General features: G+C 65.9%; 11 protein-coding genes. 6 read left to right on the top strand and 5 right to left on the bottom strand.

Annotation, left to right across the window (positions count from 1 at the left end; translation table 11 throughout):
* Positions 1-47 precede the first annotated feature (47 nt).
* The 3 genes from ACH82I_RS04775 to ACH82I_RS04765 all read right to left on the bottom strand — a co-directional run bounded on the left by ACH82I_RS04775 (position 48) and on the right by ACH82I_RS04765 (position 1,250).
* Positions 48-365, bottom strand: a complete 318-nt coding sequence (locus ACH82I_RS04775; protein WP_230743463.1) for a hypothetical protein — start codon at positions 363-365, stop codon at positions 48-50.
* Positions 366-522: 157 nt separating this feature from the next.
* The gene (locus ACH82I_RS04770) at positions 523-873 is read right to left on the bottom strand and encodes a DUF202 domain-containing protein (RefSeq protein ID WP_230743464.1); all 351 of its coding nucleotides are present in this window, start codon (positions 871-873) and stop codon (positions 523-525) included.
* On the bottom strand, positions 870-1,250 hold the full coding sequence (locus ACH82I_RS04765; protein WP_230743466.1) for a YidH family protein: 381 nt from the start codon (positions 1,248-1,250) through the stop codon (positions 870-872). The genes ACH82I_RS04770 and ACH82I_RS04765 overlap by 4 nt, the downstream gene beginning before the upstream one ends.
* A gap of 93 nt (positions 1,251-1,343) precedes the next feature.
* On the opposite strand from ACH82I_RS04765, the gene ACH82I_RS04760 reads away from it, so the two are divergent.
* Entirely contained in the window at positions 1,344-1,931 is a 588-nt protein-coding gene (locus tag ACH82I_RS04760) for a DinB family protein (protein ID WP_413335859.1), read from the top strand.
* Positions 1,932-1,958: 27 nt separating this feature from the next.
* Entirely contained in the window at positions 1,959-6,278 is a 4,320-nt protein-coding gene (gene hrpA / locus ACH82I_RS04755; RefSeq protein WP_413335857.1) for an ATP-dependent RNA helicase HrpA, read from the top strand.
* 129 nt (positions 6,279-6,407) lie between these two features.
* On the opposite strand, the gene ACH82I_RS04750 is transcribed toward hrpA, so the two are convergent.
* On the bottom strand, positions 6,408-6,767 hold the full coding sequence (locus tag ACH82I_RS04750; protein WP_413335855.1) for a hypothetical protein: 360 nt from the start codon (positions 6,765-6,767) through the stop codon (positions 6,408-6,410).
* 173 nt (positions 6,768-6,940) lie between these two features.
* On the opposite strand from ACH82I_RS04750, the gene ACH82I_RS04745 reads away from it, so the two are divergent.
* Both ACH82I_RS04745 and ACH82I_RS04740 read left to right on the top strand, forming a co-directional pair.
* Positions 6,941-8,533 carry a peptide chain release factor 3 gene (locus ACH82I_RS04745; protein ID WP_230743470.1) on the top strand — a complete coding sequence of 531 codons (1,593 nt, stop codon included), beginning with the start codon at positions 6,941-6,943 and terminating at the stop codon, positions 8,531-8,533.
* Between the two features lie 199 nt (positions 8,534-8,732).
* Positions 8,733-9,818, top strand: coding sequence for an inositol-3-phosphate synthase (locus tag ACH82I_RS04740; protein ID WP_230743471.1), 1,086 nt, complete (start codon positions 8,733-8,735; stop codon positions 9,816-9,818).
* On the opposite strand, the gene ACH82I_RS04735 is transcribed toward ACH82I_RS04740, so the two are convergent.
* Positions 9,741-10,403, bottom strand: a complete 663-nt coding sequence (locus ACH82I_RS04735) for a hypothetical protein (protein WP_230743473.1) — start codon at positions 10,401-10,403, stop codon at positions 9,741-9,743. The genes ACH82I_RS04740 and ACH82I_RS04735 overlap by 78 nt on opposite strands.
* Positions 10,404-10,606: 203 nt before the next feature.
* Between ACH82I_RS04735 and ACH82I_RS04730 the strand changes: the two genes are divergently transcribed.
* Both ACH82I_RS04730 and ACH82I_RS04725 read left to right on the top strand, forming a co-directional pair.
* Entirely contained in the window at positions 10,607-12,190 is a 1,584-nt protein-coding gene (locus ACH82I_RS04730) for an AbgT family transporter (protein ID WP_413335852.1), read from the top strand.
* Between the two features lie 235 nt (positions 12,191-12,425).
* Positions 12,426-13,208 (top strand): Bax inhibitor-1/YccA family membrane protein, encoded by a 783-nt coding sequence (locus tag ACH82I_RS04725; protein WP_230744366.1) that lies wholly within the window; start codon positions 12,426-12,428, stop codon positions 13,206-13,208.
* Positions 13,209-13,249 lie beyond the last annotated feature (41 nt).

Below are 13,249 nucleotides of genomic sequence, written 5' to 3'. Positions count from 1 at the left end.
CCTAACTGCGCAGCTGTGGTCTGAGCTGCGATGAATGGAGCGGCGGCTCAGTTCGCGTCGGCGGCATCCGAGGCCAGGTAGGCGGCCGCGGCGCTGACCGCGCTGACGGTGAGCACCGAGGGCCAGGCGCCGATCTTCTTCGCCAGGGGATGAGAGGCGCCGAAGCCGCCGAGGTAGGCCAGTCCGAGGCCTGTGGCCACGGGCCAGCCCTTCTTCACGTACCACGAGCGAGCGGCATAGGCGCCGGCCGCCGCGAGCACGACACCGCCGAGCGGGCGGATGCCCGTTTCCCGGGCGGTGAGGAAACCGCCGACGAGTCCGACGGCGACGAGTGGAGCGGTGGAGACTTCGCGTGCATCCTTCATGGCCACCAGTCTAGGCAACGCCGCCCGGCGACCGAACGGCGGTCTCACAACGAGGAACGCAGGATCGCTCCGCACCGCTCGCGTGAACGGTGCGCATGAGCGGTTCGCGCGGGCCGCTCGGGTGAGGGCGATCCGGTTCGGGCGGGCACGATCCGGCTCAGGTGAGGGCGATCCTGATCACCGAGGCGATCCCGAGGGCGGCGACGAGGCACACCGAGGTGGCGAGGAAGAGCACGGCCATCGGCGTGGGCCGGCCCCGCTCGGCCCGAATCGAGACCGAACCGAGCCGGTAGCGTCTGACCTGCATCGCGATTGCGGTGATCGCCAGGCCGAGGCAGATGACGAAGATCGCCACCGACAGGCCGCCGAAGACGTGGATGAAGCGGATGAAGAGGAGGCTGACGACGGTCATCGTCAGACTCGTGCGCAGCCACGACTGGGTGGTGCGCTCGGGTTGAAGACCCGGATCCGCGTGGGGCTGCGGGTGCCGGGGCGGGGGAGTGCTCACAGCAGTCCGGCGAACACCAGCACGAGGAGTCCTGCCCCCAGCGCCGAGGCGAGGCTGACGATGGGAATGATCAACGGCAGCGGCAGCGAGGTCTTGTGCCGCATCGCCGATTCGATCCGGTACCAGCGGAAGGCAGCGCCCGCGGCGAGGATGAATCCGATGACCATGAGGACGATCGACAGGGTCGCCCGCAGGCCGGGAGTGAAGATCGCCGAGGTGAATGCTTCGACCGCGATGCCTCCGCCGATGAAGGCCAGAGCGGTGCGGATCCAGGACAGGAAGGTCCGCTCGTTGGCGAGCGTGAAGCGCGGATCCGGGTCCTCCCCGTCGGGGAAGATCCTCCGGGCGATCCGGCTGCGTGAATCGTCTTGGGTCACACCTCGAGGATAACGGCAATTCGGTCCGCGTGTTCGCCGGACCCGTTCGACGGAGCTGTTCCCCGGGGCCGATGATTCCGGCAGACTTAAGCCATGGTCGACGATGACGCGATGAAGACGGTGCTCGCAGCCTCCCTGGCGACGGCACGGAGCAGCCTGCTGTTCAAGCTCGATGGGCTGAGCGAACGCGAACTGCGACTGCCCAGGACCCCGACCGGGTTCAACCTCCTCGGCGTCGTCAAGCACATGTCCCAGGTCGAGATCGGCTACTTCGGCGACACTTTTGATCGGCCCTGGCCGAACCGCGCCGAGGTGGTCACCCTCGTACAGATCGACGCCGATCCGCAGGCCGACTGGTACGCCACCGAGGCAGAGACCGCCGAGTCCGTGTTCGACCTCTACCGACGCGTGATCGAATTCGTCGAGACGAGCGTCGACTCCCTGCCCCTCGACGCGGTGGGCACTGTCCCGCATTGGTCGGCACCGGAGAACAGCGTCACCCTGGGCCAGATCATGGTCCACGTCCTCGTCGATCTCACCCGCCACCTCGGGCAGGTCGACATCATCCGCGAATCCATCGACGGCCAGGTCGGTCTCAGCGCCGCCAGTCCCAACATGCCCAAGGGCCATGACTGGGACGCGTACTCGCAGAAGCTGCGCAGGATCGCCGAACGCTTCTGATCCTCCAGCCGCTAAACTTGAAGGGCAATGGCAGAAGAGAACCCCACCCCGTCGCCTCGGACCTCGGAATCGAGCACTCACCAGCCGCCTCGGCGCAGGAAATCCGGCCGTGGCAAGCCGCGCCGGAAGACCGGTGCCGCGCACCATCATGAGCGCCGTGCCCGCCTCAAGGCTGCCCGGGAAGCTGGACAGGTCGCGATCACCTACCCGGCCGAACTGCCGGTCAGCGGGGCGAAGGACGAGATCGCCGCGGCGATCCGGGACAACCAGGTCGTCATCATCGCCGGTGAGACCGGCTCCGGCAAGACCACCCAGCTGCCCAAGATCTGCCTCGAACTCGGCCTCGGCGTCAACGGGCTGATCGGGCACACCCAGCCTCGGCGGATCGCTGCGCGCACCGTGGCCGAGCGTATCGCCGATGAACTCGGCGAGGAGCTGGGATCCACGATCGGCTACCAGGTGCGCTTCACCGCGCAGGTCGCCGACTCCACCCGGGTCAAGGTGATGACCGACGGAATCCTGCTCTCCGAACTCTCCCGCGACAAGCTGCTGCGCGACTACGAGGTCATCATCATCGACGAGGCGCACGAACGCAGCCTCAACATCGACTTCCTCCTCGGCTATCTCAAGGAGGTGCTCGGCAAACGTCCGGACCTCAAGGTCATCATCACCTCGGCGACGATTGACCCCGAGTCCTTCTCCGCCCACTTCGACGATGCTCCGATCATCTCCGTCGAGGGCCGAACGTACCCTGTGGAGGTCCGCTACCGTCCGCTCATCGACGAGACCGATGACGACGACGTCGACGGATCCGGGGAGTCGGGCAGCTACGAGACCGGCGTGGAGGAGCAGACCGAAGGCATCATCTCAGCCGTCGACGAGCTGACCGCCGAAGCACCCGGGGACATCCTCGTCTTCCTCTCCGGAGAGCGGGAGATCCGCGACACCGCCGATGCGCTCGAGGCCCACCTGCGGAAGAAGCCGAAGCTGGGCAGCTGGGAGGTCGTGCCGCTCTTCGCCCGACTCTCCGCCGGCGAGCAGCAGAAGGTGTTTCGACCCCACTCGCGCCCGCGCATCGTGCTGGCCACAAACGTCGCCGAAACTTCCCTGACGGTGCCCGGCATCAAGTACGTCATCGACGTCGGCACCGCCCGGATCTCCCGGTACTCCAACCGCACCCGAGTCCAGCGTCTGCCGATCGAACGCATCTCCCGGGCCAGCGCGAACCAACGCAAGGGCCGCTCGGGACGTACGAGCGAGGGCATCTGCATCCGCCTGTACTCGGAGTCCGACTTCGAGGCCCGGCCCGAGTTCACCGACCCGGAGATCTTGCGCACCAACCTCGCCAGCGTCATCCTGCAGATGGCGGGCCTCGGCTTCGCCTCCAGCGACCAGGAGATCCTCGAGTTCTCGTTCCTCACCCCGCCAGAGGCCAAGGCCGTCCGCGACGGGCGGACGATGCTCGCCGAACTCGGGGCGCTGACCAGCGACAAGACCGGCACGATCGCGGTCACGGAGATCGGGCGGAAGCTGTCCGTGCTCCCGATCGATCCGCGCCTGGCTCGGATGGTCATCGCCGGCGCCGAGGCGGGATGCGGGGGAGAGGTCACCGTGATCGTCGCGGCCCTGTCCATCCAGGACCCCCGCGAACGCCCGACCGAGGTGCGGGCGGCCGCCGACGAGAAGCACGCCCGGTTCACCCACCGCGGCAGCGACTTCCTGTCACTGCTCAACCTGTGGAACTACCTCGAGGAGCAGCAGGCGGCGCTGACGAGTTCGAAGTTCCGTCGCCTCTGCAAGGCCGAGTTCCTCAACTTCGTGCGGATCCGCGAATGGCAGGACCTCGTCGGTCAGCTGCGGTCGCTGCTCGGCTCCGCCGGCATCCGCGTCGACCGCTCCACCTGGCGCCCCGAGCGCAGCCAGGAGGCTGCCGGTGATCCCGGGGCCGACGAGGCCACCGGATCGGGCAAGTCCGGGAATGCTGCCTCAGCCGGCGCAGCGGTGGCGGCTCGGTCCGCAGGCGGTGCGCGGTCGCGCGGTGCTGGGTCTACCGGTGGCGCGTCGACCGGTGCTGGGTCGTCCGGTTCCACGTCGACTGGCGCCAGGCAAACGGCCACGGGTGCGAGCGGCAAGATCGGATTCGCCGAGCTCAGCGCCGCCAAACGCAGCGCCAAGAAGAACGGCGGCGCCGATGACGGCAAGGGTGCTGCGCAGGCGGTCGCGAACGTCAAACTCGACCCCCATGCGGCCGCGATCCACCGCGCGCTGCTGGCCGGACTGCTGTCGATGATCGGCTCCCGCTCCGAGCGGCAGAAGGACTACCAAGGTGCCCGCGGCACCCGCTTCGCCATCTTCCCGGGCTCGGGCCTATTCAAGGTCAAGCCCGACTTCGTCATGGCCGCCGAGCTCGTCGAAACCTCCCGGCTGTGGGCCCGCACCGTCGCCGCGATCGACCCGGACTGGGTCGTCGAGGCCGCCGGTGACCTCGTGACCCGGCAGCATTCCGACCCGCACTGGTCGAAGAAGGCCGGATCGTCGATGGTCTACGAGAAGATCTCGCTCTACGGGGTGACCCTCATCAGCGACCGTCGAGTCGGCTACGGAGCCATCGACGCCGAAGCGGCCCGCGACATGTTCATCCGCAAGGGGCTCATCGAGGGCGACTGGAACGAACGCTTCGGCTTCCTCGAGCACAATGCCGAGGTCATCGCGGAAGCGGAGGATCTCGCTTCCCGCACCCGCAACCGCCGAGTGCTCGACCAGGACGATGCCCTCTTCGAATTCTTCGACGAGCGGATTCCGGCCACAGTCACCTCGGCGGCGGACTTCCGGTCGTGGTGGAAAGGACAGAAACGTCGGGACTCGCACCTGCTCGACCTGACCACAGCGGTGCTGCTCAGCGACGACAGCGAGGAACTGACCGCCTCGGCGGCCTCCGACTTCCCACTGGAATGGGAACTGGCAGACGGCACCCGGGCCAAACTCCGGTACTCCTTCGACCCCGGCAGCACCGAAGACGGAGTGACCGTGGAGATCCCCGCCGAGGCGGTGCCGCTGGTCGACCAGGACGAATTCTCCTGGCAGGTGCCCGGCTTGCGGGAGGAACTCGTCGGTGCCTATATCCGCTCGCTGCCGAAGGGCAAGCGCCGCTACTTCGTGCCCGCTCCCGATGTCGCCCGCGACATCCTGCCCAGCCTCACGCCGTACCGGGGGAGCCTGCCCGAGGTGCTCGCGGCACATCTGAGCGAGCGTGCCGGTGGGGGAGGCCTCCACGACCTCGTGCCGATCACGGTCGCCGCCGATGATTTCGACCGGGACCGGATTCCGCCGCATCTGCGGATCCGCTTCCGGGTCATCGACGGGGGCCGAACCGTGGGCGTCGGCGAGGACCTCGCCAAGGTGACGACGAAGGCGAAGCCGCAGGTGAAGAAGGCGCGGGCGAAGCAGCTCGACTTCTCTCCGCGCACCGGGCTGAGCACGTGGAGCTTCGGCACCCTGCAGAACCCTGACGAGGCCGAACCGGGCGCGATCCCCGGACTGGCTGATCGCGGCACCCACGTCGATCTCGTGGCCTTCGACACGGCGGCCCAGGCCAGGGCCGCGAGCCGGGAGGGACTCATCACCCTGCTCGGGCTGCAGGCGAACGAGGCGCTGAAATACCTGCGGGACGGGCTGACAACCGAGGAGAAGCTCGTCCTCGCCGGGCACCAGAAGTTCGCGGACGAACTGCTGCAGGCGTTGCTGAGGGTCGGCATCCGTGGTCTTGTGGCCGAGCACGTGGGGCCCGTCGAAACCACGTGGGTCGGTGATGCCGAGGCTTTCGCGCAGCTGAGCAGATCCGTTCAGGCGGGGCTGCCCGAGCTGTGCGTCGCGCTGCTGCCGTCCCTGCTCAAGGCGCTGCGGGCGGCGACCGAACTCGACCGACTGGTGTCGAAGGCCTCGTCGTTGGCGATCCTGTCCAACCTCGCCGATGTGCAGGCTTGGCGTGCCTCTCGGGTGTCCGGACCGGCGGTGGCGGCGCTGACGCCGCAGCTGCTTCGCGACCTGCCGCGCTGGGTGCAGGCCGAGGACGTGCGCATCGGCGGAATGCAGGATTCTCCGATCCGGGACAAGCAGCTCATGGACCGTGTCACCGGCAGTCAGGACGCCGTGGACAAGAAGGTGGCGAATCGGTTCCCGGAGCTTGCGAAGGCCGACTGGTCGCAGATCCTCGTCGCGCTTCCGAACGATTGGAGTGAGGTGCTCACCATGGTCGAAGAGTTGCGGGTGAGTCTCTACGCGAATTCTCTGGGTACCGCACACCCCGTGTCGGAGAAGCGCATCGCGAAGGCCCTCGCGCAGCTCTGAGCGTCGTGGTGGCGTCGCAAGCTCCCGCGCAGCGTCGCTATAACCTACAGCGAGTGACACATCCGAGCGGTGCTCCCGTAGGGTGTGTCACTCTCGGGGCGTTACGGCTCAGTAGCGGGGCGTTACGGTTCAGTAGTAGCCGAAGACGAGCCACCACAGCGGCATGATTCCCGCGGCGAGAAGTGCCGCGCCGGCCCACCAGAGGCGCCACTTCCACGTGCGGCGACGGCTGCCGATGAAGAGGAACGCGAGCCAGAAGATCACGCAGAAGGCACCTGAGAGGCTGAGCAGCACCATTGCGGTAGCCTCCAACCCCGAGGTGCCGATGTCGAAGATGTAGCTGGTCACCTGCGCGATCGAGAGCGAGAACATGATCGCCAGGGCAAGGCACGGGATCCCGAGCAGTGCGGCGACGATGAGCGGCAGGGCCTTGAGCCACCGTTCCTTCGGTTCGGTACGGCCCGCGTAATCAACAAATTCCTCAGTCATCGCCCACCAGCATAAAGGCGGAATCCGACAGGATGCTGGATGCGTCCGCGGCGTCGTTGCACCGCCGCGGAGTCGTCGCAGGCACACGCCGTGTGGCCGTGCACGGTCTCTGTGACTGACCGGACACGCGACCGGAGGCGCGGCCGGGTGGAGAAGGGCGATAGGATATTGCGGTGACTTCCGGCCAGTATTCCGATAAAGACATTCGAACCCAGGCGGCCCGCCGCCGCACGTTCGCCGTCATCTCCCACCCCGACGCGGGTAAGTCGACGACGACCGAGGCGCTCGCCCTGCACGCCCGGGCGATCGGCCAGGCGGGAGCCACCCACGGCAAGGCCGGCCGACGCGCCACCGTCTCCGACTGGATGAAGATGGAGCAGGACCGCGGGATCTCGATCTCCTCGGCCGCCCTGCAGTTCGAATACCGGGACGCGGTGTTCAACCTCGTCGACACCCCCGGCCACGCCGACTTCTCCGAGGACACCTACCGCGTCCTCTCCGCCGTGGACTGCGCCGTCATGCTCATCGACGCCGCCAAAGGCCTCGAGGCGCAGACGATGAAGCTCTTCGAAGTCTGTGCCCACCGCAACATCCCGATCATCACCGTCGTCAACAAGTGGGATCGACCGGGCCTCGACGCCCTCGAACTCATGGACGAGGTGCAGGAGCGCACCGGCCTTCTGCCCACCCCGATCACCTGGCCTGTCGGACAGTCCGGAGACTTCCGCGGTGTGCTCGACCGGATCACCGGCGACTACACGAAGTACACCCGCACCGACGGCGGGGCGACCATTGCCGGGGAGGAGACCTTCCCCGCAGAGAAGGCCGCCGATCTCGAAGGCGATGCCTGGTCGACGGCCGTCGACGAATCCGAGCTGCTCGACATGGAAGAGCAGAACCACGACCAGCAGACGTTCCTTGCCGGTAAATCGACCCCGGTGATGTTCGCTTCCGCGGTGCTCAACTTCGGTATCCACAAACTCCTCGACATGCTCGTCGACCTCGCCCCGGCCGCAGAAGCCCGCGAGGACAAGAACGGCGAACCGCGCCCCGTCGACGCCCCGTTCTCCGGCTTCGTGTTCAAGGTCCAGGCCGGCATGGACTCGAATCACCGCGACCGACTCGCCTACATCCGCGTGTGTTCCGGAGTGTTCGAACGCGGCAGCGTGCTCACCCACGCCGCCACCGGCAAGCCCTTCGCCACGAAGTACGCCCAGCAGGTCTTCGGCCGCGACCGCGACGTCGTCGACGAGGCCTTCCCAGGTGACGTAGTCGGTCTCGTCAACGCCTCCGCCCTGCGGGTGGGTGACTCCCTCTATCTTGAAAAGAAGGTCGAATTCCCCGGCATCCCGACCTTCTCTCCCGAACACTTCATGGTCATCCGCGCCAAGGACTCCTCGAAGTACAAGCAGTTCCGCCGCGGCATCGAACAGCTCGACCACGAAGGTGTCATCCAGGTGCTGCGCTCCGACCTGCGCGGCGATCAGGCGCCGGTGCTCGGAGCGGTCGGACCGATGCAGTTCGAAGTCGCCGAGGACAGGATGGTCAACGAGTTCAACGCCCCGTGCGCGCTCGAACGTCTCAACTTCTCTCTGGCCAGGCGCACCACCCCCGAGTGCGTGTCCACCCTGTCCCGGGAACGCTCCGTCGAGGTCCTCCACCGCTCCGACGGAGAGCTGCTGGCCCTGTTCTCGGACCGCTGGCGCCTGCACGGAGTGCAGAAGAATCACCCTGATCTCGTGCTCGAGCCGCTCGTCGTCAGCTGATCGGCCGCACCGTGATCCCCTGGGCCGCGGGGTCCGGGCGATCACATGCCTCGCCACTTTGACGAGGAGTTTAAGATGAATAGTCGGGTCTGGTCGAAAACCTGACCCCGTCAGGAATATCCGAGGTTCGAAACCCCTTGAATCCTCGGGACACTTGGCACTCGGGGAGACCCGAAACAATAAAGGAGAAGTCACAGACGTGGGAACGAAATCGATTCGAGTCGCGATTGCCGGATTGGGCAACTGCGCCTCATCCCTGATCCAAGGTGTTGAGTACTACCGGAATGCGGCTCCGGGGACGAAGGTGCCGGGTCTCATGCATGTGGAGTTCGGGGATTATCACGTCGGTGACATCGATTTCGTCGCCGCCTTCGACGTCGACGGCAAGAAGGTCGGATCCGACATCGCCGAGGCGATCACCGCCAGTGAGAACAACACCATCAAGCTCGCCGACGTCGAACCCACCGGCATCGAGGTGCTGCGGGGACCGACCCTCGACGGACTCGGCGAGTACTACCGCGAGACGATCGTCGAATCCGACCGCGAAGCCGTCGACGTGGTCAAAGCTCTCAAGGACGCCGAGGCTGACGTCCTCGTCTGCTACCTGCCCGTCGGATCGCAGGAGGCCGTGGAGTTCTACGCTCAGGCCGCCATCGACGCGAAGGTCGCCTTCGTCAACGCCCTGCCCGTGTTCATCGCCGGGACGAAGGAATGGGACGAGAAGTTCCGCGCCGCCGGCGTCCCGATCGTCGGCGACGACATCAAGTCCCAGATCGGAGCGACCATCACCCACAGGGTCATGGCCAAGCTCTTCGAAGACCGCGGAGTCGTCCTCGACCGCACCTACCAGCTCAACGTCGGCGGCAACATGGACTTTAAGAACATGTTGGAGCGCCAGCGACTCGAATCGAAGAAGATCTCGAAGACCCAGGCCGTGACCTCGAACACCAACGCCCAGCTGGCCGACCGCGACGTCCACATCGGACCCAGTGACTACGTCGAATGGCTCGACGACCGCAAATGGGCTTTCGTCCGCCTCGAGGGCCGCAACTTCGGTGACGCCCCGGTGTCCCTGGAATACAAGCTCGAGGTCTGGGACTCCCCGAACTCGGCCGGAGTCATCATCGACGCCGTCCGCGCCGCGAAGATCGGCCTCGACCGCGGCATCGGCGGAGCGCTCATCTCCGCGTCGTCCTACTTCATGAAGTCACCGCCGGAGCAGACCGACGACGACTCCGCCCACGAGGCCGTCGAGGCCTTCATCCGCGGAGACATCGAACGCTGATCCCACACTGACGGCAGCGCACCGACTCAGCGCGCAACGTTCACGGAAGCCCCGCCTCGGCGGGGTTTTCCGTCCCCGCCCCCGCAGCCGATCGAGCCCCCAGGTGAGCAGGCCGACTACGGCTCCGACGATGGTGCCCGTGAGCAGGCTCGAACCGATGGCGAAGACGCGGACGATGAGGCTCGAGAGGCCGGGATCGAGTCCGGCGAACCTTCCGCCGAGGCGGGGCAGGGCACCGTCGAACTGTGCAGTCCAGAAGAGCTGATGTCCCACGGCGAGGACGAGACCATAGATGATCCCGACGGTCAGGAGGGTGAGGAAGGCGTTCGGCACTCTCGCCCACAGGGTCACAAGCACCCAGACGAGCAGCGGGACGGCAACGAAGAGCGCGTTGATTCCCGTGCCCTCGCTGATGATGCCGAGGTCGTGGAGGACCATGCGGGGCGCGGCGAGCAGAGCCAGGGCGATGATCGCCCAGACCGGCAGGCCGAGTCGCCGAGGTGGTCGTGAGGTCTCATCGGGGGTCCGGTGGCCGTCGGAGGAGTGGCCGTCCTGAGGGCCGTCGAAGGCGGGATGTGCGCTCATGTTCCGAGCCTAGGGAGGCATACCCCCGGACACAGTCGCCGAGGAGCGACAGTGCTGTGCGCCGCTCGGCGACATCCAGAATATGAGATTCCTTTGTTGCAATCGATCCTGTCCATAGACTGGTGACTTCCCGCGTGATCGCGCTCACAGAGCGAATCGCGGCCTGGGGCGCCCACCGGTGCCGACACGACCGAGGAGAACCCATGTCGAGCAACTCCGCCGCCGTCGACGAGAAGTCGAACGCACCCTCCGACCTCAACTGGCTGATGCGCCTGTTGGTCATCATCGAGAGGGCCGGCAACAAGCTGCCTCACCCGTTCTGGCTCTTCCTGTCGCTGGCCGTGATCGTCATGATCCTCTCGTCGATCTTCTCCGCCACCGGGCTCAGCGCGGTCAATCCCGCCACCGATGAGAAGGTGACGGTGACCAACCTCTTCTCCACGGAGTCCCTGCGCGAGATCGTCGCCGGAGCGACGAACAACTTCGTCACCTTCCCACCGCTCGGGCTCGTGCTCATCGTGCTCATCGGCGTCGCCGTCGCCGAACAGTCGGGGCTCATCCCGGCGATGCTGCGCGGGAGCATCGCCGGCGCCTCGCCGAAGTGGATCACCTTCATCGTCGCCCTCGCCGGAACCGCCTCGTCGATCGCCTCCGACGCCTCGTACATGATCATGATTCCGCTCGGCGGACTCGCTTTCAAAGCGGTCGGCCGTAACCCGCTGCTCGGCTGCCTCGTCGCCTATGCGGCCACCTCGGGCGGCTATTCTGCGGCTCCGATGGTCAACTCGCTCGACACGATCCTCGGCGGACTCTCCACCTCGGCGGCGCAGATCATCGACGCCGACTATACGGTCAGCCCGGTCGCGAACTTCTACTTCAACTTCGTCTCGATGTTCGTCGTCGCCGCTGCCGTCACCCTCGTCACCGAACTCCTCCTGTCCAAGCGGGCAGACCAGATCGAACTCGACGCACCCGATGAGAACGATCCCGAGAACTTCGACGTGAAGATGGAGCTCGACGCCAACGAGAAGCGGGGCATGGTCTTCGCGGTCATCAGCATCGTCGCCTGCGCGGCCATTCTGTTCTTCCTCGCCCTGCCCGCTGGCTCCTTCCTCCGCGACGAAGCCGGCGGCTTCGGACCCGAGTCGGGGCTGATGGCGGGAATCGCGGCCATCATCGGCTTCGGTTTCTTCATCGTCGGCATCGTCTACGGCTACGCCACCGGATCGATCAGGAAGACCTCGGACATTCCGGACATGATGGGCAAGGGCCTGCTGCCTTTCGTCCCCGTCATCGTCCTCTTCTTCGCCGCCAGCCAGTTCCTCGCCCTGTTCAAGATGTCGAGCCTCGGCGAGATCCTCGCCATCCGCGGTGCGGAGTTCTTCGGTTCGCTCAACACCGGGCCCTTCATCATCCTCCTCGGCGGGTGGCTGCTCGTGGCCTTGGGTGCGATGTTCCTGACCTCCGGGTCGGGGCTGTGGACGCTCATGGCTCCGGTGCTCATTCCGATGTTCATGCTCCTGTCCATCGCCCCGGAGACCACCCAGGCGCTCTACCGGATCGGGGATTCGACGACGAACATCATCTCCCCGATGAGCCCCTACTTCGTCGTCGTCCTCGGCTTCATTCAGCGTTATAAGCGCGATGCCGGCATCGGCACAGTCCTCTCGTTCACGATTCCGCTGTCGTTCGCGATGTTCATCTTCTGGGGGCTGCTGTTCTTCATCTGGTGGGCCACCGGAATCCCCTGGGGACCGGGCGCGGCCACCCACTACCAGATGGGCTGATCCCGACCGCCGGAATCGGTGGCTGCGCGGCGGCTATCAGCAGCGCCGTCCAGGCGCGACTGCCCCGGGGAATGCCGGGCATTACGATCGTGCAACGCTCGCCGTTCGGGGCCTGGGAATTTCAGTGTCCGCCCAGGTGTTATCGCTAGACTTGAACCGTGAATCACCACTCGCGTGACACCGCGTCACCGCGAAGTCTACTCAGATCGAAAGGATCTCGACCGTGAGTAACCCCATGATGAACCGGGCGATCAACCAGGGCGCCCAGGCGGGCCGCAATCAGCCCGTCATGTCCGATCAGGAACTCAACAACCTGTTCAATCAGCCGGCAGCGGAGAACCGCAACGCCGGACCGCAGGTCGCCGACCGTGCGATGACCTACGACGATGTGATGATGAAGACCGGCATTCTCTTCACCATCCTCCTCGCCGGTGCCGTGCTCGGCTGGTTCGTGCCGGTCCTCGCCTTCCCCGCGATGCTCATCGGCCTGGTCCTCGGCCTCGTCAATGCCTTCAAGAAGGAACCGAGCAAGGCGCTGATCATCGGCTACGCCGCGTTCGAAGGCGTGTTCCTCGGCGGGATCTCCGGAATCTTCGAGAGGATGTACGACGGCATCGTCATTCAGGCGGTCCTCGCCACCCTCTGCGTCTTCGGCGTCATGCTCGCCCTCTTCAAGTTCAAAGGCGTGCGCTACGGCTCGAAGATGAAGAAGTTCATGTTCATCGCCGTCGGCGGTTATGCGATCTTCTCGCTCATCAACTTCGGCATCGCCATGTTCACCGGAACCGGAGGAGCCCGCAGCATCGAGGTCTTCGGCATTCCGCTGGGAATCATCATCGGCATCGTGGCCACCGTGCTCGCCGCGATGACCCTGATCATGGACTTCCAGATGATCGAAGAGGGCGTCAAGCACAAGATCCCGGAGAAGTACTCCTGGATGTGCGCCTTCTCCCTCATGGTCACCCTCATCTGGCTCTACATCGAGATCCTGCGCCTCATCTCCTACTTCAGGAACTAGGCCGGTCGCCGGTCGAAGCAGCAAACGCTTCGTCCGCAGCA

Source organism: Brevibacterium sp. GP-SGM9, assembly GCF_047300845.1.
GTDB lineage: Bacteria > Actinomycetota > Actinomycetes > Actinomycetales > Brevibacteriaceae > Brevibacterium.
This window is presented reverse-complemented; position numbering and strand designations above follow the sequence as displayed.

Bases quoted from the DNA above. Each gene is read 5' to 3' on its own strand.
- hrpA (WP_413335857.1), top strand. From the start codon at position 1,959: ATGGCAGAAGAGAACCCCACCCCGTCGCCTCGGACCTCGGAATCGAGC.
- ACH82I_RS04750 (WP_413335855.1), bottom strand. From the start codon at position 6,767: ATGACTGAGGAATTTGTTGATTACGCGGGCCGTACCGAACCGAAGGAA.
- ACH82I_RS04775 (WP_230743463.1), bottom strand. From the start codon at position 365: ATGAAGGATGCACGCGAAGTCTCCACCGCTCCACTCGTCGCCGTCGGA.
- ACH82I_RS04725 (WP_230744366.1), top strand. From the start codon at position 12,426: ATGATGAACCGGGCGATCAACCAGGGCGCCCAGGCGGGCCGCAATCAG.
- ACH82I_RS04730 (WP_413335852.1), top strand. From the start codon at position 10,607: ATGTCGAGCAACTCCGCCGCCGTCGACGAGAAGTCGAACGCACCCTCC.
- ACH82I_RS04760 (WP_413335859.1), top strand. From the start codon at position 1,344: ATGGTCGACGATGACGCGATGAAGACGGTGCTCGCAGCCTCCCTGGCG.
- ACH82I_RS04735 (WP_230743473.1), bottom strand. From the start codon at position 10,403: ATGAGCGCACATCCCGCCTTCGACGGCCCTCAGGACGGCCACTCCTCC.